General features: G+C 63.1%; 15 protein-coding genes. 7 read left to right on the top strand and 8 right to left on the bottom strand.

Annotated elements, in window-relative coordinates:
- Positions 1-79: 79 nt before the first annotated feature.
- Positions 80-3580 (bottom strand): transcription-repair coupling factor, encoded by a 3501-nt coding sequence (mfd, locus tag NKI63_RS27780; RefSeq protein WP_352508815.1) that lies wholly within the window; start codon positions 3578-3580, stop codon positions 80-82.
- Positions 3581-3593: 13 nt separating this feature from the next.
- A complete protein-coding gene (locus NKI63_RS27775) occupies positions 3594-3881 on the bottom strand; it encodes an FAD assembly factor SdhE (RefSeq protein ID WP_352491635.1) in 288 nt (95 codons plus the stop codon).
- A gap of 91 nt (positions 3882-3972) precedes the next feature.
- Here NKI63_RS27775 and recG point away from each other — a divergent pair, with 91 nt between their 5' ends.
- Complete coding sequence (recG, locus tag NKI63_RS27770) at positions 3973-6081, top strand: ATP-dependent DNA helicase RecG (protein WP_352691101.1); 2109 nt, start codon at positions 3973-3975, stop codon at positions 6079-6081.
- On the opposite strand, the gene NKI63_RS27765 is transcribed toward recG, so the two are convergent.
- From NKI63_RS27765 to NKI63_RS27750, 4 genes are all read right to left on the bottom strand, one after another.
- Entirely contained in the window at positions 6033-6785 is a 753-nt protein-coding gene (locus NKI63_RS27765; RefSeq protein ID WP_352479017.1) for a DUF502 domain-containing protein, read from the bottom strand. The genes recG and NKI63_RS27765 overlap by 49 nt on opposite strands.
- An 80-nt stretch (positions 6786-6865) precedes the next feature.
- Positions 6866-8689 (bottom strand): glutamine--fructose-6-phosphate transaminase (isomerizing), encoded by a 1824-nt coding sequence (gene glmS, locus NKI63_RS27760; RefSeq protein ID WP_254820154.1) that lies wholly within the window; start codon positions 8687-8689, stop codon positions 6866-6868.
- 235 nt (positions 8690-8924) lie between these two features.
- Positions 8925-10286, bottom strand: a complete 1362-nt coding sequence (gene glmU / locus NKI63_RS27755) for a bifunctional UDP-N-acetylglucosamine diphosphorylase/glucosamine-1-phosphate N-acetyltransferase GlmU (protein WP_352691099.1) — start codon at positions 10284-10286, stop codon at positions 8925-8927.
- Between the two features lie 130 nt (positions 10287-10416).
- Positions 10417-11364 carry an AraC family transcriptional regulator gene (locus tag NKI63_RS27750; protein WP_352508818.1) on the bottom strand — a complete coding sequence of 316 codons (948 nt, stop codon included), beginning with the start codon at positions 11362-11364 and terminating at the stop codon, positions 10417-10419.
- A 129-nt stretch (positions 11365-11493) separates the two neighbouring features.
- Between NKI63_RS27750 and NKI63_RS27745 the strand changes: the two genes are divergently transcribed.
- Complete coding sequence (locus tag NKI63_RS27745) at positions 11494-12387, top strand: SDR family oxidoreductase (protein WP_352691096.1); 894 nt, start codon at positions 11494-11496, stop codon at positions 12385-12387.
- A 23-nt stretch (positions 12388-12410) separates the two neighbouring features.
- Here the strand turns inward: NKI63_RS27745 and NKI63_RS27740 are convergent, their stop codons facing one another.
- Together NKI63_RS27740 and NKI63_RS27735 are read right to left on the bottom strand one after the other, a co-directional pair.
- The gene (locus NKI63_RS27740; RefSeq protein ID WP_352508820.1) at positions 12411-13157 is read right to left on the bottom strand and encodes a cytochrome c biogenesis CcdA family protein; all 747 of its coding nucleotides are present in this window, start codon (positions 13155-13157) and stop codon (positions 12411-12413) included.
- A gap of 55 nt (positions 13158-13212) precedes the next feature.
- Entirely contained in the window at positions 13213-13350 is a 138-nt protein-coding gene (locus NKI63_RS27735) for a hypothetical protein (RefSeq protein WP_352508821.1), read from the bottom strand.
- Positions 13351-13364: 14 nt separating this feature from the next.
- Between NKI63_RS27735 and NKI63_RS27730 the strand changes: the two genes are divergently transcribed.
- The 5 genes from NKI63_RS27730 (at position 13365) to NKI63_RS27710 (ending at position 20373) form a co-directional block, all read left to right on the top strand.
- Positions 13365-13742: a COG4315 family predicted lipoprotein gene (locus NKI63_RS27730; protein ID WP_352508822.1), complete on the top strand. Its 378-nt coding sequence runs from the start codon at positions 13365-13367 to the stop codon at positions 13740-13742.
- Between the two features lie 446 nt (positions 13743-14188).
- Complete coding sequence (gene topA, locus NKI63_RS27725) at positions 14189-16804, top strand: type I DNA topoisomerase (RefSeq protein WP_352823972.1); 2616 nt, start codon at positions 14189-14191, stop codon at positions 16802-16804.
- 6 nt (positions 16805-16810) lie between these two features.
- Positions 16811-19114 carry a ribonuclease R gene (gene rnr / locus NKI63_RS27720; RefSeq protein ID WP_502900519.1) on the top strand — a complete coding sequence of 768 codons (2304 nt, stop codon included), beginning with the start codon at positions 16811-16813 and terminating at the stop codon, positions 19112-19114.
- Entirely contained in the window at positions 19114-19566 is a 453-nt protein-coding gene (locus tag NKI63_RS27715) for a DUF983 domain-containing protein (RefSeq protein ID WP_352823971.1), read from the top strand. Before rnr ends, NKI63_RS27715 begins: the two co-directional genes overlap by 1 nt.
- Positions 19567-19638: 72 nt before the next feature.
- Positions 19639-20373, top strand: coding sequence for an NUDIX hydrolase (locus NKI63_RS27710; RefSeq protein WP_352706600.1), 735 nt, complete (start codon positions 19639-19641; stop codon positions 20371-20373).
- Positions 20374-20376: the final 3 nt, after the last annotated feature.

Here is a 20376-nt window from a genome sequence, read left to right as displayed (position 1 = left end):
GGAATCTCAGCGCTGGCGAATGGCACGGCAGGGCGAAAGTACCAGCGCCGTCATGGTCCAGAGCACCAGCGATACCCTGCTACGCCGCCGCCTTCTCCACCAGCCGTGCCAGCTGCGTCATGACAACCGCTGAGCCTGCCAGCCGCTTTTCGGGCGTCGGCCAGTCGCGGCTGAAGACGACGCTCTGGTCCGGCCGGATCTTGGCCAGCGAACCCTGTTCGCCGATGAGCTTGACCAGCCCGACCGGATTGGGGAATTCGCGCTTGCGGAAATGGATGACGACGCCTTTCGGTCCGGCATCGAGTTTTTCGACATTGGCCTTGCGGCAAAGTGCCTTGATGAAGACGATCTTCAATAAATGCTTCACCTCTTCCGGCAGCGGCCCGAAACGGTCGATAAGCTCGGCGCCAAAAGCGTCGATCTCTTCAGTGTTTTCGAGATCGCCAAGGCGGCGATAGAGCGCCAACCTGAGCTGCAGATCCGGGACATAGCTTTCCGGGATCATCACCGCTGTGCCGACGGCGATCTGCGGCGACCAGCCGCCGTCCTGCACCTCGCCGGAATCCTTCACTTCGGCCACTGCCTCCTCCAGCATCTGCTGGTAGAGCTCGAAGCCGACCTCCTTGATGTGGCCCGACTGCTCTTCGCCAAGCAGATTGCCGGCGCCGCGAATGTCGAGGTCGTGGCTGGCCAGCTGGAAACCGGCGCCTAGCGTATCGAGCGACTGCAGCACTTTCAGCCGGCGCTCGGCTGTATCGGTGAGCTTGCGGTTGGCGGGCAGCGTGAACAGCGCGTAGGCGCGCACCTTAGAGCGGCCGACGCGCCCGCGCAGCTGATAGAGCTGAGACAGGCCGAACATATCGGCGCGGTGTACGATCAGCGTATTGGCAGTCGGAATATCGAGGCCGGATTCGACGATTGTGGTCGACAAAAGCACATCGTACTGGCCGTCATAGAAGGCGTTCATGATGTCGTCGAGTTCGCCGGGCGGCATCTGACCATGGGCCACGGCCACTTTCAGCTCAGGCACGGATTCGCGCAGGAAATCATGGATTTCCGCGAGATCGCTGATGCGCGGTACGACATAGAAAGAATGGCCGCCACGGTAGCGCTCGCGCAGCAGCGTCTCGCGGATGACCAGCGGATCGAAAGGGGAGATGAAGGTGCGCACGGCCATGCGATCGACCGGCGGCGTGGCGATCAGCGACAACTCACGCACCCCGGTCAAGGCAAGCTGCAGCGTTCGCGGGATCGGCGTCGCCGATAGCGTCAGAACGTGGACGTCGGTCTTGAGATCCTTCAGCCGCTCCTTGTGCTTGACGCCGAAATGCTGCTCCTCGTCGATGATCAGCAGGCCGAGATTCTTGAACGAGATCGAGGAGCCGAGCAGTGCGTGCGTGCCGATGACAATGTCGACTTGGCCTTCGGCGACGCCCTTCTTGGTCTCGGCCAGTTCCTTGGCGCCGACCAGCCGCGAGGCCTGGGCGACGCGGATCGGCAGGCCGGAGAAGCGCTGCGAGAAGGTCTTGAAATGCTGGCGCGACAACAATGTCGTCGGCACCACCACCGCGACCTGAAAGCCTTCCATCGCCGCGATGAAGGCAGCACGAAGCGCGACTTCGGTCTTGCCGAAGCCGACATCGCCGCAGATCAGCCGGTCCATCGGCTTTCCAGCGCCCAGATCATCCCTGACCGAATCGATCGCCGTTTGCTGGTCGTCGGTTTCCTCATAGGGGAAACGCGCTGCAAACTCGCCATAGAGGCCTTCCGCCGGCAGCAGCGCCGGTGCGGCCCGCATTTGTCGCTCGGCGGCGATGCGGATCAACTGCCCGGCCATGTCGAGCAGGCGTTTCTTCAGCCGTGCCTTGCGCGACTGCCAGGCGCCGCCGCCAAGCTTGTCGAGTGTCGCCTCGGCCGAATCCGAGCCATAGCGCGACAGCAACTCGATGTTTTCCACCGGCAAGAACAGCCGATCGTCGCCGGCATAGTGGATTTCGAGGCAATCGTGCGGCGCACCGAGCGCCTCGATGGTGCGCAGCCCGATGAAGCGGCCAATGCCATGGTCGGCATGGACGACGATATCGCCTGAGGACAATGCCGAAGCCTCGGCGATGAAGTCGGACGCGCGCTTCTTGCGCTTCGAACGCCGGATCAGTCGGTCGCCGAGAATGTCCTGCTCGGCGATGACGACCAGTTTCTCCGTCTCGAAGCCGGATTCGAGCGGCAGCACGGCCAGTCCCGCTTGCCCAGGCTCAAGCTTTTCGGCTTCGGCAAGCGTCGCCACCGGTTTCAGATTGCCAAGATGATGCTCGGCCAGGATTTGGCCGAGCCGGTCGAGCGAACCTTCAGTCCAGCCGGCGACGAGGACACGGCGGCCTACAGCGCGCTCGTCGGAAATGTGTTTTACGACGACGTCGAAGACGTTGGCGTTAGGGTCGGCGCGCTCCTCGACGAAGCTGCGACCATGGCGCGAGCCAGCATGGAAAACCTTTTTCGCACCGGCATCGGGCGCATCGAAGGACGTGAAGTCTATCGCTTCGCGTGGGCCAAGCGAGGCAATCAGGTTTTCGGGCGACAGATAAAGCAAATCCGGCGACACCGGCTTGTAGGGCACGGCATCCTTCAAGGCGCCGTCGGCCTGTTTTTTGCGCGCCTCATAATGATCGAGGATCAGCGCATGGCGCTCGGCCAGTGCCTCATGCGCCAGATGATCAAACACCACCGGCGCATCCGGCAAATAATCGAACACGGTTTCCAACCGCTCATAGAAGAACGGCAGCCAGTGCTCCATGCCGGCAAACCGCCTGCCCTCGCTGACCGCCGCATAGAGTCCATCTTCGCGCGAGGGCGCGCCAAAGGCTTCGATGTAGGCGCGGCGGAAGCGGCTGATCGTCTCTGGCGTCAGCGCCACCTCGCTCATCGCCTGTAGCGCCATCGACTTGCGCTGGCCGGTGGTGCGCTGTGTTGCGGTATCGAAGACGCGGATCGATTCCAGCGTATCGCCGAAGAAATCGAGGCGCAGCGCCTCAGTCCAGCCGGGCGCGAGGAGATCGAGAATGCCGCCGCGCACCGCGAATTCGCCGATACCGCGCACCGTCGGCACTCGCTCGAAGCCGGAATTCTCCAGCCGCGACACCAGCACGTTCATGTCTATCTGGTTGCCCGGTTTGGCGTGGAAGATCTGCGCCTCGACGAGTTCAGCCGGCGGAATGCGTTGCAACAGCGCATTCGCGGTGGTGAGGACGACGGCGCGGTGGGGCTTCTTCGCCAGCGCAATCATTGCAGCCAGTGCATCGAGCCGCCTTGCGGCGGCATCGGCGCCGGGCGAGACACGGTCATAAGGCAGGCAATCCCAGGCCGGCAGTTCCAGCACCGGGAGGCCCGGCGCGGCAAAGGCAAGCGCCTCGACGATCGCCGGCAGGCGCTGGCCGTCGCGGGCCACGAACAGCACCGGCTTGTCGGGGGCGATCTCGTGCGCAGCCTGCACCAGGGCAAAGGCTTCGTAGCCGTCGGCGACGCCATCGACAATGAACTGGCCGGCGCGGCCTTTCGGCAGACCGATCGTAGGGATAAGGCTCATGGCTACACGTTGTTCAGAAGGTCATCTCCCGGCGCGAAGCCAGGATTTTTTGCAGGACGGCACAGTCGACATCCGCCGGAACCGGGCGTTCGCCAGTGACGAGAGGCAGGAATTCGGTGTCGGGAATATCGAGGAGCCTCTCATATTGGTCGATTTCGTCGCCGGTCAAGGCGCCGATCTCGGCGTCGGCGAAGCTGCCGAGTATAAGGTCCATCTCGCGCATGCCGCGGTGCCACGAACGAAACAAAAGCTTGCGGCGGCGGGCATCGAGGCCCTCGCTTGATCGTTTCGTTCCGGTCATCTTGCAACATCCTTGCCTAGGCGGCGCATATAGCGTGGATAGAAGGCGGTGTCAGCCTTGCGCTACAGTCGCCGCAACATAAGCTGACATCATGCGTCCTTCCCTCCTCGATCCGCTGTTTGTCCCGATCACCTCGCTTGCCGGCGTCGGGCCGAAAGTTGGCGCCCTGATCGAAAAAGTCGTAGCAGCCGACCTCGGCGACCGGGCCGCGCGCGCCGGCGACCTCTTGTTCGTGCTGCCGCATACTGTCATCGACCGCCGCAACCGCCCGGGCATCGCCGGTTCGGCCGAGGGCGCCATTGTCACACTCGACGTACGCATCGACCGCCACCAGCCGCCGCCACGCGGCAACAGGTCGGTCCCGTACCGGGTCTACGCCCATGACGACACCGGCGAGATCGCGCTGACCTTCTTCCATGCCCATGCTGCCTATCTCGAAAAAGCAATGCCCGTAGGCGAGCATGTCGTCGTCTCAGGCCGCATGGAATGGTTCAACGGCCGCCCGACCATGGTTCACCCCGACCATATCGCACTTGCCGGCGACGCGGAAAACCTGCCGCTGGTCGAGCCGGTCTATCCGCTGACCGCCGGGCTCTCGGGCAAGGTGCTGCGCCGGGCCATCGGCCAGGCGCTGGCCCGCCTGCCGGTGCTGCCCGAATGGCAGGACGGCGAGTTCCGGCGCCGCCATGCCTTTCCTGCTTTCACCGATGCGCTCAACCGCATCCACAATCCTGCCGACCCGATCGACGTCTCGGTCGACGGCGCAGCATGGCGGCGCCTTGCCTATGACGAGTTCTTGGCCGGCCAGGTATCGCTGGCGCTGGTGCGGGCCAAGGTCCGCCGATTATCGGGCCGGCCACTCGTCGGCGACGGCCGCATAGTCGAGCAACTTCGCGTGGCACTACCCTATTCGCTGACCATGTCGCAGGAAATGGCGCTTGCCGAAATCAACGCCGATCTCGGCGACCCCGAACGCATGCTGCGCCTTTTGCAGGGCGATGTCGGCTCCGGCAAGACGGTGATCGCGCTGCTTGCCATGGCGCGTGCCGTCGAGGCCGGCGGCCAGGCGGCATTGATGGCACCGACCGAAATCCTGGCGCGCCAGCATCTTGCAACGATTGCGCCGTTGGCGGAACGGGCCGGGCTGCGTGTCGCCGTCCTCACCGGTCGCGAAAAGGGCCGCGAGCGTGCCGACACGCTGACCGGGCTGGCCAATGGTGACATCGACATCGTCGTCGGCACTCATGCGCTGTTCCAGGAAACGGTTACGTTCCATGACCTCGTGTTCGCCGTCGTCGACGAGCAGCACCGTTTCGGCGTCCACCAGCGCCTTGCGATCACCGCCAAGGGCGACGCGCCCGACATGCTGGTGATGACGGCAACGCCGATACCGCGAACGCTGGTGCTGACTGCATTCGGCGACATGGATGTGTCGAAGCTGACGGAAAAGCCGGCCGGCCGCCAGCCAATCCGCACCGTCACCTTGCCGCTTGAACGGCTCGACGAACTGATCGGACGCATGCTCGACGCCGTCGCCGATGACCAGAAAATCTACTGGATCTGTCCGCTGGTCGAGGAATCCGAGGAAATCAAACTGATGTCGGCCGAGGACCGTTTTGCCTCGCTGAAGCCACTGTTCGGCGACCGCATTGGCCTGGTGCACGGCCGCATGAAAGGCACCGACAAAGACGAGGCGATGCGCGCCTTTAAACAGGGCGACACCCGTATCCTGATCGCCACCACCGTCATCGAGGTCGGCGTCGATGTGCCTGATGCGACGATCATGGTCATCGAGCATGCCGAGCGCTTTGGCCTCGCCCAGTTGCACCAATTGCGCGGCCGGGTCGGGCGTGGCGACAAGCCTTCATCCTGCGTGCTGCTCTACAAGGACCCGCTTGGCGAGACGGCAAAACGCCGTTTGTCGGTGATGCGGGAGACCGAGGACGGTTTCCGTATCGCCGAAGAGGATCTGAAGCTACGCGGCGAAGGCGAGTTGCTCGGCACCCGCCAGTCCGGCACGCCGGGCTTCCAGGTGGCGCGCATCGAGGTGCATGCCGACCTGCTCGAGGCCGCTCGCGACGATGCGCGGCTGATCCTGTCGCGCGATCCGGAACTGCAGTCCGAACGCGGCACGGCGCTACGCCTGTTGCTCTATCTGTTCGGCCGCGACGAGGCCGTGCGGCTCCTGCGTGCCGGCTGAGGCATCGTGTCGAGCGGAGGATTGGCAAGCGCGCCGTGGATCTGCTCGCCGTTCACCGTCATCATTTTGACAGCTGGCGCCACCAGGCCGGCCGACACGATCAGCTTGGCTCCGTCCTCGATCGTCATGTCGAGCGATACGATGTCGGATTTCGGCACATACATCAGAAAGCCTGTCGTCGGGTTGGGCGTACACGGCATGAACACGGCAATCAGCGGATCGCCTTCCCGGTCGAGCTTCTGGTTGATCTCGGTTTCCTTCTCGCTGGCGACGAAGACAAGCGACCAGACCCCTTTGCGCGGATATTCTACCAACCCGACCTGGCGGAACATGTCGCCCTTGTTCGACAGCACCGTCTCGAAAATCTGCTTCAGCGAACGGTAGATGCCGCGCACCAGCGGCATGCGACCAAGCAGGCGCTCGCCGAAGTTGACGATGGCGCGGCCAACGATATTGGCGGTCATAAAGCCGATGAAAGTGATGAGGATCAGGGCAACGATCAGCCCAAAACCCGGCACTGGAAACGGCAGGTAGGTGTCCGGATTGTAGCGTACCGGAATGTAGGGTTTGACCCAGGAATCGACCCAGCCGATAAGCGACCAGGCAATGTAGGCGGTAATCGCGAGCGGCGCGCAAACGACGAAGCCGGTCAGGAAATAGTTTCTCAGCCGGGTCATGCCTGAGGTCTTGAGAGCGTCCGACATGGTTCACCGCAGCGTGTGTTTGCAGCGCGACACTACTGAACCGGAAGGCGCTTTGGAATGGCGAAGTTTTTAAACGAGACCTATTCCACCGTTACCGATTTCGCCAGGTTGCGAGGCTGGTCGACGTCCGTACCCATGAACACGGCGGTGAAGTAGGCGAGCATCTGGATCGGCAGCGCGTAGATGATCGGCGAGATGATTTCCGGCACGTCCGGCAAAACGATCGTCTCCATCGTCTTCACCGTAGCGTGCGCCGCGCCCTTGCCGTCAGTGATCAGGATGATCTTGCCGCCGCGCGCGGCCACCTCCTGCATGTTCGACACGGTCTTTTCGAAGATGCGGTCATGCGGGGCGATGACGATGACGGGCATGTTCTCGTCGATCAGCGCGATCGGGCCGTGTTTCAGCTCGCCGGCAGCATAGCCTTCGGCATGGATATAGGAGATCTCCTTGAGCTTCAGCGCACCTTCCATGGCCAGCGGAAAATTGGTGTCCCGGCCGAGATAAAGCACATTCTTGTAGTGCGAGAGGTCGCGCGCGATCTTTTCGATCTGCCCGTCGAGCTTTAGCACCTGGTTCGCATAACGCGGCGCTTCCGACAGCTCGCGTATCAGCGTTTTCTCGTGCTCATGCGAAATCGTTCCGCGCGCCACGCCGGCCCGCACCGCCAGCGAGGCCAGCACGGAAAGTTGGCAGGTGAACGCCTTGGTCGAGGCAACGCCGATCTCCGGGCCGGCCAATGTCGGCAGGATGACGTCGGATTCGCGCGCCATGGTCGATTCGCGCACATTGACGACCGCGCCGATCTTCATGCCAGCCTTGCGGCAGTAGCGCAGCGATGCCAGCGTGTCGGCGGTCTCACCCGATTGCGAGATGAAGAAAGCGGCATCGTTCTTCGACAGCGGCATCTCGCGGTAGCGGAACTCCGAAGCGACATCGATGTCGACCGGCAGCCGCGCATAGCGCTCGAACCAGTATTTGCTGATCAGCCCGGCGAGATAGGCGGTGCCGCAGGCCGAAATCGCCAGCCGGTCGATCTTGGCGAAATCGAACGGCAGAGCGAGCGGCTTCGAGGCGCCACCGACGAAATCGACATAATGCGCCAGCGTGTGCGAGATCACTTCCGGCTGCTCATGGATTTCCTTTTCCATGAAATGGCGGCGGTTGCCTTTGTCGACCATGAAGCTCGTGCTCAGCGACTGTTGGCGTTTGCGGTCGACCTTGTTGCCGCCCATGTCGAAAATATCGACCTCGTTGCGGCGCACTACCGCCCAGTCGCCGTCTTCCAGATAGGTGATCGAATTGGTGAACGGGGCAAGCGCGATGGCGTCGGAGCCAAGGAACATCTGGCCGTCGCCGTGACCGACGGCGAGCGGCGGGCCATTGCGCGCGCCGACGATCAAATCCTCGTCGCCCTTGAACATGATGGCGAGCGCAAAGGCGCCTTCTAGCCGCTTCAGCGCCTTATGCGCCGCCTCGACCGGCTTCAGCCCCCTGGCCAGTTCGCGCGCCACCAGATGCGCGACGACTTCGGTATCGGTCTGTGAGGCGAAGCTGTAGCCGTCGCGCATCAGCTCGTCGCGCAATTCGGCGAAATTCTCGATTATGCCGTTATGGACGATTGCGACGCCGTCGGAAAAATGCGGATGCGCATTGCTCTCGTTCGGAACGCCATGCGTGGCCCAGCGCGTGTGGCCGATGCCGATCATGCCGTCGAGCGGTTCGTCCTTCAGCCGGCGCTCGAGATTGACCAGCTTGCCCTCGGCGCGGCGGCGGTCAAGCCTGCCGTGCTCGATCGTGGCGACGCCGGCCGAGTCATAGCCGCGATATTCGAGCCTTTTCAACGCATCGACGATAAGCGGCGCGACCGGCGAGTTACCGACAATTCCAACGATACCGCACATCGCGCCTGCCCCCGATTCCGACCTCAAACCCGGCGCCATTTAGAGACTGCCGGGCTGTCGCGAAAAATCACATTCCATTTCGTCCGGTATCAGCCGGACTATCCTGCACAGATGCACCATGACAGGGCGCACTTGCAATCCGGTTACTGCAATTGCTCAGTTTCTCCGCTTCTGTATCCTATCTCGGCCCAACGGCTCCAGAAATCAGTCAAAGACATGATCCCGCTCGTCGCGCCTACCCTTTTTTGCGGGCCGCCGCGGCCGAAGCAAACCGTTCGCGCAACTCCTTGCCCTTGCCGGGTAGAGTCCGCTGACGGGCGCGACCGAAGGCCAGCGCATCGTCGGGTACGCTTTCGGTGATGACGCTGCCTGAGGCGATGTAGCCGTCCTTGCCGATCGACACCGGTGCCACCAGCGAGGAGTTCGAGCCGATGAAGGCACCCTCGCCGATATCGGTGAAGAATTTCGAATAACCGTCATAATTGCACGTGATGGTGCCGGCGCCAATATTGGCGCCTGCGCCGATGCGGGCATCGCCGATATAGGTCAGATGGTTGACCTTGGCGCCCTCCTCGACGATCGCCTGCTTCACCTCGCAGAAATTGCCGACCTTGGCTTTGTTTCTCAGATCGGCCCCGGGCCGCAGCCGCGCGAACGGCCCGACATCGCAATTCGACGCGATAGTGGCGCCTTCGATATGGCTGAAGGCATGGATCTTGGCGCCCGTCGCGATTTTCACGCCTGGGCCGAACCAAACATTGGGCTCGACAATCGTGTCGGCGCCGATCTCGGTGTCGTGCGAGAAGAACACGGTTTCGGGCGCAACCAGTGTCACCCCGGAAAGCATCGCTTCCTGCCGTCGACGCGCCTGCCAGATACCTTCCGCCTGGGCAAGCTCGGCACGGTTGTTGATGCCGAGCGCATTCTCGAAACTGGCTTCGGTGGCTACGACATCAAGTCCCTGCGCAGCGGCGATCTCGACGATGTCGGTGAGATAATACTCACCCTTGGCGTTCTTGCTGCCGACTTGATCGAGCAGCTTCAGCGCGTGCCTGCCGGCGACCGCCATCAGCCCGCCATTGCAGAAGGTGATTTTCTTCTCCTCGTCCGAGCAGTCCTTCTCCTCGCGGATGGCCACGAGCTTGCCGGCCTTTTCGATAAGCCGGCCGTAGCCCGAAGGATTTTCCGTACGGAAGCCGACCACGACGACGGCCGTACCTTCGGCCAGCTTCAGCCGCGCCGCCGCGAGCGCTTCTGGATCGATCAACGGCGTGTCGCCAAACATCACCAGGATGTCGTCATACCCCTTTGATATTGCTGCGCGCGCGGCAAGCACGGCGTGCGCGGTGCCAAGACGTTTCTCCTGGACGAAAGCTTCGGCCTTGGGCGCAAACTTGAGTGCGGCCTTGCGCATGTCATCGGCGCCATGGCCGATCACCAGCGCCACATCGCCGCTGCCGGCGGCTTCGGCCGCCTTGACGACATGGGCAACCATTGGCAGGCCGGCGATTGTGTGCAGCACTTTCGGCACGGCACTCTTCATGCGCGTGCCTTCGCCGGCAGCGAGGATGATGGACAGGCAGGATCTCTGGCTCATGGGGACAGCAACCGTTGAAAGGGATCTGGAATCGGAGCGTTAGTAGCACCGGCGCCATGCTGCACCAATGCGGTTAAATTCCGGTGAGACGGTGGAACCTCCAACCCGCGGCACGCTCAGGCCGATCGGCTCAGGCGGCTTCCGCCTCGTTGCGTGATGCGAAGCTGGGGGCTCGGCCACGGCCGTATTGCCGTGGCGAACAGTTCATGACCCGCTTGAAAGCAGTGCTGAAGGCGCTTTCGGATTCGTAGCCGAGCGACAGCGCGATGACGGCGACGGGATCGCTGGAATTCGTCAGCCGATCCCCGGCCAGCAGCATTCGCCAGCGCGTCAAATAGTCCATCGGCGACGCGCCGACCGTCTCCTTGAATCTGAGCGCAAAGGTCGATCGCGACATGCCGGCCCGTTCCGCCAGTTCCTGTAACGTCCAGCCATGCGCCGGATTCTCATGCATGGCGCTGATCGCCGCGCCCATCTGTTTGTCCGAGAGGGCAAAGAGCCAGCCGACGCCACCTTTCAATCCTTCTGAAAGATGCAGCCGCAACGCCTGAACCAGCATCATGTGAGCAAGGTGCTGGATCACCAGAAAGCCGCCCGGTTGTGGCTCGCGCAGCTCCTGCATCATCCGCTCCACCGACCAGCGCAGGGCCGACTTGTCCGACTCTTTGCGGATATGCACAATGGCTGGCAGCATCCGCAACAGGATGCCGGCATGATTGCCGCCAAGCGCGAAGCGGCTGCTGACCAGAAAGAAATCACCGCCGCCATTGTGGGTCACAACACCGCCGGCTCGCGCAGGCGGAAAAATCTTGACGGCTTCAACAGGCGACAAACTCATGTCGCTTGCAAGGCGGAAAGGCCGCCCACTCGGCAACAGGAAGCAGTCCCCCGTCTCAAGGCGCACTGCGTCGGCAACGCCCTCTACTGACAGCCAGCACCGGCCGGAGACCACCGCTCCGGTCTTAATGCTTTGCTGCTGGTCGGGGAACTGGATCGACCATTCACCACCTGCATCGAAGCCGGCCGACATATAGTTTCGCGGCTTCAGCAGCGAGAGCACATCTGAAAGAGGATCCACGTGTCATTCCGGACGATTGCGAAGATAATTCGGACTTTACCGCATAGATCGTATTTTCTCAAGCGCCTATCACGACGTCACCGGGCCGCGAAAATGGTCGTGGTCAGAAACGAACAAGGACAAGTCGTGATGCGTGTTTTCGTTACCGGAGCGACCGGATTCGTCGGTTCTGCCGTCGTTCAAGAACTCATCGGCGCCGGCCATCAGGTGCTCGGCCTCGCCCGCTCGGAGGCATCGGCCAAGTCGCTCGCCGCCACTGGAGCCGAGGTGCATCGAGGCGACCTCGAAGACGTGGAGAGCCTGCGCAGGGGCGCGGCAGCCGCCGATGCGGTTATCCACACCGGGTTCAACCATGACTTCTCGAAGTTCGCGCAAAACTGCGAGATGGACCGGCGTGCCATCGAGGTGATGGGCGGAGCGCTCGAAGGCTCCGAGCGCCTCCTGCTCGTCACCTCGGGGACCGCGCTCCAGGCGCGGGCCCGTATCGCGACGGAGCAAGATGCGCCTGTCCCCTCGTCCGCTTCCTATCCCCGCGCCTCCGAAGCGACAGCCGCCGCGCTGGCGGCACGCGGGGTGCGCGCATCGGTTGTCCGCCTTCCTCCGTCGGTCCATGGCCAGGGCGACCACGCCTTTGTTCCTATTCTCATCGACCTCGCTCGTAGGAAGGGCGTGTCGGCCTATATCGGCGAAGGGCTCAATCGCTGGCCTGCCGTGCATCGGTTCGATGCCGCCCGCGTCTACCGGCTTGCGCTCGAGCATGGAGCCGGTGGCGGGCGATATCACGCGATCGCCGAAGAAGGCGTGCCGTTCAAGGACATCGCCGGCGTGATCGGCCGGCGCCTGAACGTGCCGGTCCTCGCCAAGTCTGCGGAAGAAGCCGCCGATCATTTTGGCTGGTTCGCGATGTTCGCGGCGATGGATGTCCCGACCTCGAGCGAACGGACTCGCGCGCTGCTGGGGTGGCAGCCGAGCGGACCTGGGCTGATCGCTGATATCGACCAGCCGGGCTATTTCGAAGGCTGAACAGACCACGTCGGGCTACAAACCTAGCCCAATTGCCCCAGCACCGGAAAATTCTCGAGCAGCCAATATGACATCGTCTGCACGCCGCCGGTCAGGAAAAACACGCCGGCGACCACCAGCAGCGCGCCGATGGCTTTTTCGACGCGGCCGAGATGGAGGCGGAATTTCGAGAGAAAGCGCATGAAGGCGCCGGAAAACAGCGCAGCGATCAGGAACGGAATACCGAGGCCGAGCGAGTAGGCGGCAAGCAGCAACGCGCCCTCGCCCACCGTCTCGCGGCCGCCGGCAAGCGTCAGGATCGGCCCCAGCACCGGGCCGATACAGGGTGTCCAGCCAAAGGCGAAGGCCAAGCCCATGACGTAAGCGGCGATCAAGCTGGCCGGCTTGCCTTGCGACTGGAAGCGCGCCTCGCGTGAAAGCAAAGGGATACGCAGTACGCCGAGGAAATTCAGCCCCATCAGGATGATCAGCACACCGGCCACCATTGCCAGCGGCTCCTGCCAGACCCGTAACAAATGGCCGATGGTCGAGGCGCCAGCGCCAAGCGCGACGAAGACGGTCGAGAAGCCGAGCACGAAGGCGATGGAGGAATTAACCAGCGCGCCTCGCACACCGGCCTTTGCCGTAATGCCGGCTTCGCCGCGGAAATCGTCGACGGACACGCCGGCCATATAGCACAGGTAAGGCGGCACCAGTGGCAGCACGCAGGGGGACAGGAACGAAATTGCTCCCGCCCCGATCGCACTGACATAGCCGACGTCCAACGCCATTTCCATCTCCAGATGACTGCGCAGCCATATAGCCGCGACAACGTCCGTCCGCCAATCACCATCGCGTGGCCCCCATCAGATTGGGTAGCAAGTCGACGCCGTCGCCTGGATCAATGGAGAACAGCGCGGGAAGAAAGGGCAGCCGGGCAGCGTTGATCAGAAGAAGTCGCGGTTCCGCGCGCTTTTCGAACATTCAGGGAGAAGTCCATGAAAACGATCGCAATTGGCATGGCGGCGCTTTTGCTCGGCACTGCCGGATCCTTAGCCGCCGAGGCGTGGAAGGAAGCGGAGGTCGGCGGCACCAAGATCTACACCGACGCCAGCGGCATGACGCTCTACACCTACGACAAGGACGAGGCCGGCAAGTCGAACTGTTACGACAAATGCGCCGCCAATTGGCCGCCGCTGAAGGCTGACGCCAACGCCAAGGCCGAGGGCGAATGGACGATCGTCGACCGCACCGACGGCACCAGGATGTGGGCCTACGAAGGCAAGCCGCTCTACACGTTCATCAAGGACAAGAAGGCCGGCGACGTCACCGGCGAGGGCGTCGGCGGCGTCTGGCATATCGCCAAGGCCGACTAAGCCTTGAGCTTCTGATCCGCTGTAACAGGCGGTAACACGGCTGGTCGCTGGGAGCTTGACCCAACCGCCCCGGCGGCCGACTTTTCAGCACGCCAATTCCTTGCAACTATCCGGGCAAATGCCGGGCTACCGATTGCGCGCTTCACAGCATCTGTTCAAGCGGGGCTGGCGCGTGCTCGATGTTTCTCTTATATCCGCGGGAGAGTTTGTCCCGTTCTCCAGGATCAATTGCCGGGTTTGTCCAGCGATAGGCTGCTCATTTCCCTTGTCCAGGATTGCGGAAATCGCATGGCGCGCCGTTGGGTTGCGCATTCGGTGCAGGGCCGCATTTTGACTGCTTGGCCTTGACCGGATGCAAAAGCGCGGCCATGTGAGCGACACATTGAACGAGATTTCGTCGCGCGCAGCGGAATTCTTCTGCCGCATCACAACTGATATGAGACCGTATGGACGTCGTCGTCGTCGAATCGCCGGCCAAGGCGAAGACAATCAACAAGTACCTCGGCAAGAACTACAAGGTTCTGGCTTCGTTCGGCCATGTCCGCGATCTGCCGGCCAAGGATGGCTCGGTGCGTCCGGATGAGGACTTTGCCATGTCCTGGGCCGTCGACACCGCGTCTGGAAAGCGTCTCGCCGATATCGCCAAGGCGGTCAAGGACGCCGACGGGCTGATCCTCGCCACCGATCCGGACCGCGAGGGCGAAGCGATCTCCTGGCATGTCCTGGAAGTGCTGAAGCAAAAGCGCGCGTTGAAGGACAAGCCGGTCAGCCGCGTCGTCTTCAACGCCATTACCAAGGCGTCGGTGCTGGAGGCGATGGCCAATCCGCGCCAGATCGATGCGCCGCTGGTCGATGCCTATCTCGCCCGCCGTGCGCTCGACTATCTGGTCGGCTTCACGCTGTCGCCCGTGCTGTGGCGCAAGCTGCCCGGCGCCCGGTCCGCCGGCCGTGTCCAGTCGGTGGCGCTGCGTCTGGTCTGCGACCGCGAATCCGAGATCGAGCGCTTCGTCCGCGAGGAATACTGGCAGGTCGCCGCCATTCTTGGCACGCCGCGCAAGGAAAATTTCGAGGCGCGGCTGACCACCTTCGAGCGCAAGAAGCTGCAAAAGCTCGACATTTCCAACAAGGCGCAGGCCGACGACATCAAGGCGATGCTCGAAGGCGCCAGCTTCAAGGCGGCGTCGGTCGAAGCCAAGCCGACCAAGCGCAATCCCGGGCCGCCCTTCACCACCTCGACGCTGCAGCAGGCAGCCTCGTCGGGTCTCGGCTTTTCGGCCAACCGCACCATGCAGGTGGCGCAGCGGCTCTATGAGGGCATGGAGATCGGCGGTGAGACCACCGGCCTGATCACCTATATGCGGACCGACGGCGTGCAGATGGCACCGGAGGCGATCTCTGCCGCACGCGATGCGATCACCAAGGAATTCGGTGCCAAATACCTGCCTGAAAAGGCGCGCTACTATTCCGCCAAGGCCAAGAATGCCCAGGAGGCGCACGAAGCGATCCGTCCGACCGATTTCATGCGCACGCCGGCTTCCGTCAGGCAGTATCTCGACGCCGACCAGGCGCGGCTTTACGAGATGATCTGGAAACGCGCCATCGCCAGCCAGATGCAGCCGGCCGAGATAGAGCGCACCACGGTCGAGATCGAGGCCATCAACGGTTCGCGTACCGCCGAGCTTCGTGCTGTCGGCTCCGTTGTTCGCTTCGACGGCTTCCTTGCTGCCTACATCGAGCAAAAGGAAGAAGATTCGGAAGACGAGGAAAGCCGCCGCCTGCCCGAGATCCGTGCCGGCGAGCAGCTCACACGCGAGGCGATCAACGCCACCCAGCACACCACCGAGCCGCCGCCGCGTTATTCGGAAGCTTCGCTGATCAAGAAGCTGGAAGAGCTGGGCATCGGCCGGCCGTCGACCTATACGGCGATCCTGAAGACGCTCGAGGATCGCGATTACGTCGCCATCGACAGGCGCAAGCTGGTGCCACAGGCCAAGGGCCGGCTATTGTCAGCCTTCCTCGAAAGCTTCTTCGAGCGTTATGTCGAGTACGATTTCACCGCATCGCTCGAGGAGAAACTCGATGAAATCTCCGACGGCAAGCTCGCCTGGAAGGACGTGCTGCGCGACTTCTGGAAGGATTTTTCCGGCGCCGTCGCCGACATCAAGGAGCTGCGGGTCACCGACGTCCTCGATGCGTTGAACGAGGAACTGGCGCCGCTGGTGTTTCCCGCGCGCGAAGACGGTTCGAACCCGCGCATCTGTCCGAAATGCGGCACCGGCAACCTGTCGTTGAAGCTCGGCAAGTTCGGCGCCTTCGTCGGCTGTTCGAACTATCCCGAATGCTCCTTTACCCGCCAGCTTGGCGACGCCGCCAATCCCAATGGCGAGAACGGCGGTGGCGAAGACGGCACCAAATTGCTCGGCAAGGACCCCTATACCGCCGAGGAGATCACGCTGCGCAATGGCCGGTTCGGCCCCTATGTCCAGCGCGGCGACGGTAAGGATGCCAAGCGCTCCAGCCTGCCCAAGGGCTGGACTGCCGATTCGATCGATCATGAAAAGGCGCTCGCCTTGTTGTCGCTGCCGCGCGACGTCGGCAAGCATCCGGAATCCGGCAAGATGATTTCGGCAGGGCTGGGGCGCTACGGGCCGTTCGTGCTGCATGACGGCACCTACGCCAATCTCGACAGCATCGAGGACGTGTTCTCGATCGGCCTCAATCGCGCCGTCTCGGTGATCGCCGAGAAGCAATTGAAGGGCAAAGGCGGCCGCAATGGCGGCACAGCCGCTGCGCTCAAGGAACTTGGCGAGCATCCTTCCGGCGGCGGCAAGATCGTCGTGCGCGACGGCAAATACGGCCCTTATGTGAATTTCGGCAAGGTCAATGCGACGCTGCCGAAGGGCAAGGACCCGCAATCGGTGACGATCGACGATGCCGTGGCGCTCATTGCGGAAAAGGAAGCCAAGGGCGGCAATGGCGCCAGGAAGCCCTTCCGCAAAGCGGCCGCGCCTGCCAAGAAACCAGCTGCAGCCAAAAAACCGGCGGCCAGGAAAAAGGGATAGGACGGGTTGGCGCGCAAAGTCTCCGGAAGAAGCCACGGCGATCTGCGCACCGCCGATACCCGCGCCAAGGTCAGGGACAATTACCGGCCGTCACGCGACGAGATACTGCGTTACATCGCCGAAAATCCGGACCGCGCGGGAAAACGCGACATCGCAAAGGCGTTTGCGCTACGCGGCGAAGACCGTATCTGGCTGAAGGACGTCTTGCGCGACCTGCAGGACGAAGGCCTGCTGACCAAGGAGCGCAAGCGGCTCGCCCGTGTCGGCGCCCTGCCCCACGTCGCGGTGCTCGACATCTTCGGCCGTGACGCCGACGGTGTGCTGCTGGCGCACCCGACCGAAGCGATCGGCAATGGCGAACCGCCGGTCATAGCGATCCGCGTGTCGCGCGGCAATGGGCCGACGCCTGGTATCGGCGACCGCGTGCTGGCCAAGACCTTTCCGACCGACGACCCGGCAGGCCCCGCCTATACCGGCCGGGTTATGAAGATATTCGAGAAGCGCACCGATGCGGTTCTCGGCGTTTTTCGCGTGCTGAAGGACGGCACGTTCCGCATCGAGCCGGTGGAAAGGCGCCAGCCGGAGCTGGTCGTCGACAAGGAATTCCAGAACGGCGCCAAGAACGGCGACCTGGTCGAGGTCGAGCCGGCGCGGGCCTCCCGCTACGGGCTGCCGAGAGCCAAGGTTCTGGCGGTGTTGGGCTCGCTGACCAGCGAAAAGGCGGTCTCGATGATCGCCATTCACGCACACGACATTCCGCACATTTTTCCCGCCGACGTCATCGCCGAGGCGGAGGCGGTCAAGCCTGCCACGCTTGCCGGCCGCGAGGATTGGCGCGAGCTGCCGCTGCTCACCATCGATCCGGCCGACGCCAAGGATCATGATGACGCGGTGTTCGCCATGCCCGACACCGACGAGAAGAACGCCGGCGGCGTGGTTGTCACCGTCGCCATTGCCGATGTCGCTGCATACGTGCGCTATGGCACGGCGCTCGATCGCGAAGCGCTGAAGCGCGGCAATTCTGTCTATTTCCCCGACCGCGTCATGCCGATGCTGCCGGAGCGCATCTCGAACGACCTCTGTTCACTGCGCGAGGGCCAGGATCGTCCGGCGATAGCGGTGCGGATGACTTTCTCGGCCGATGGCCACAAACTCAGACACTCGTTCCATCGCGTCATGATGAAGTCGGCGGCGAAACTCGCCTATCAGCAGGCGCAAGCGGCGATCGACGGCGCACCGGACGACACGACTGGCCCGATCCTCGATGCGGTGCTGAAGCCGCTATGGGACGCCTACGGGATCCTGAAGCGCGGCCGCGACACGCGCCAGCCGCTTGAACTCGATCTGCCCGAGCGCAAGATCCTACTCAAGCAGGACGGCACCGTCGACAAGGTCGTCGTGCCGGAGCGGCTCGACGCGCACAAGCTGATCGAAGAGTTCATGATCCAGGCCAATGTCGCCGCCGCCGAGACACTCGAGGCGAAGCGGCAGGCGCTGGTCTACCGCATCCACGATGCGCCTTCGCTTGCCAAGCAGGAATCGCTGCGTGAATTCCTGCAGACGCTCGGCCTGTCGTTGGCGCGCGGCGCGCAGATGCGGCCGAACCAGTTCAACGGCATCCTCGCTCGTGTGCGCGGCGCCGACAATGAGGGACTGGTCAACGAAGTGGTGCTGCGCTCGCAAAGCCAGGCCGAATATTCGCCTGCCAATATCGGCCATTTCGGCCTCAATCTTAAGCGCTATGCGCATTTCACCTCGCCGATCCGCCGCTATGCCGACCTGATCGTGCATCGCGGGCTGATTGCCGCACTCGGCCTTGGTCCGGGCGGCCTGACGCAGGACGAGGCGGAACGGCTGGAAGAGGTCTCGGCGCTGATTTCGGCGACCGAGCGGCGTGCAATGGCCGCCGAGCGCGACACGGTCGACCGGTTGATCGCCGCCCATCTCGCCGAGCGCATCGACGACCGTTTCGACGCCCGTATCTCGGGCGTCACCAAATCGGGCCTGTTTGTCCAATTGCCGCAGTATGGCGCGGATGGCTTCATTCCGGTTTCAACCCTGGGCGGCGACTACTATATATACGACGAAACTGCTCGATCGCTTTTCGGAGAACGCACCGGCAAGGGCTACCAGCTTGCTGATCGCGTCGAGGTTCGCCTGATCGAGGTGGCGCCGATGGCCGGCGCGATGCGTTTCGAGATGCTGACCGAGCCAAAGCCGCTGCCCGGCTCCAAACGGTCGTTCCACAAGGCCAAAGGCCGCGCCCGGGCGTCGCAATCGCGCCCAGGTTCGCGCGGCAGGAGACGGTAATGCCAACAGAACTGCAGGTGGAAAAACGGGTTTTCGGTGGCGAACATCACTCGGGCCGGACCGCCCGGCCACTATGGACGGCAATGAAGCGCGGCATGCTCGGCCGCTGCCCGCATTGCGGCGAGGGCAAGCTGTTTCGCGCCTTCGTCAAGACCGTCGACAAATGCGGTCGTTGCGGCGAGGAGCTCCACCACCATCGCGCCGACGACCTGCCGGCCTATCTTGTGGTGGTCATTGTCGGCCACATCGTGCTTGGCGCTTTCATGGGTGTGGAGGCGACCTCGACGCTGTCGACCTGGCAGCACATCGCCATCTGGGTGCCATTGACCATCATTCTCGCCGTCGTCCTGCTGCAGCCAGTCAAGGGCGCTGTCATCGGCTTGCAATGGGCGTTTTATATGCACGGCTTTGGCGGTGACGAAGATCTGATCGAGTCGCATCCCGAGGCTTGAAACCGAGGCTGGCGCAATCGGCATGGCTGGACGCCACTTTCGCATCGGAGAAGATTCCGCTAGGTCGAGCGCATGGACGTTGTGACCAAGGCGGAAGTCGACAAGGTTGAGCGGGTCGCGCTCGACGCCAAGCCTATACGCCCGCGCGACGCCGCGACGCTGATCCTGCTCGACGGCAAGGGCGACGAGATCCTGGTGCTGATGGGCCGCCGCCACGCCCGTCATGCCTTCATGCCGGGAAAATTCGTGTTTCCGGGCGGCCGCACCGATCCGGCCGACAGCCACATCCCGACAGCCACCGCACTTCATCCCGACGAAGAAGCGAGATTGACCGCTGGCATCGGCCGCACCAGCCCGGCCCGCGCCCGCGCCATTGCCCTGTCGGCAATCCGCGAAACCTATGAGGAGGCCGGCCTGCTGATCGGCCAAAAAGGGGTCTTCGCAACCGCCAAGCGCGACTGGCAGGGCTTTGTCGAGCACGGCGTCATCCCATCACTGCAAGCGCTGCGCTTCGTCGCACGCGCCATCACCCCGCCCAACCGGGTGCGCCGGTTCGATACGCGATTTCTCGCCGCATGGCGCGACGATGTCGCCGTGGAACTGCCGGATGGCGGTCCGACCAACGAATTGGAGGACGTCGTTTGGCTGCCGCTGGCCAAGGCCAGGCAAGCAGATATCCCAGACATCACGCGCACGGTCCTGGAGGGACTGGAAATCCGCCTCGCCCAGGATCCGCTGCTGAGCCCCGGCGGTCGCGTGCCGTTCTACCGGCTTGTCCGCAATCGCTTCGTCCGCGAAATTCTCTAGAGC

The sequence above is a fragment of the Mesorhizobium sp. M0410 genome (assembly GCF_040321435.1).
Classification (GTDB): domain Bacteria; phylum Pseudomonadota; class Alphaproteobacteria; order Rhizobiales; family Rhizobiaceae; genus Mesorhizobium.
The sequence above is the reverse complement of the archived record's forward strand: the minus strand, read 5'-3'. Positions and strand labels throughout refer to the sequence as shown.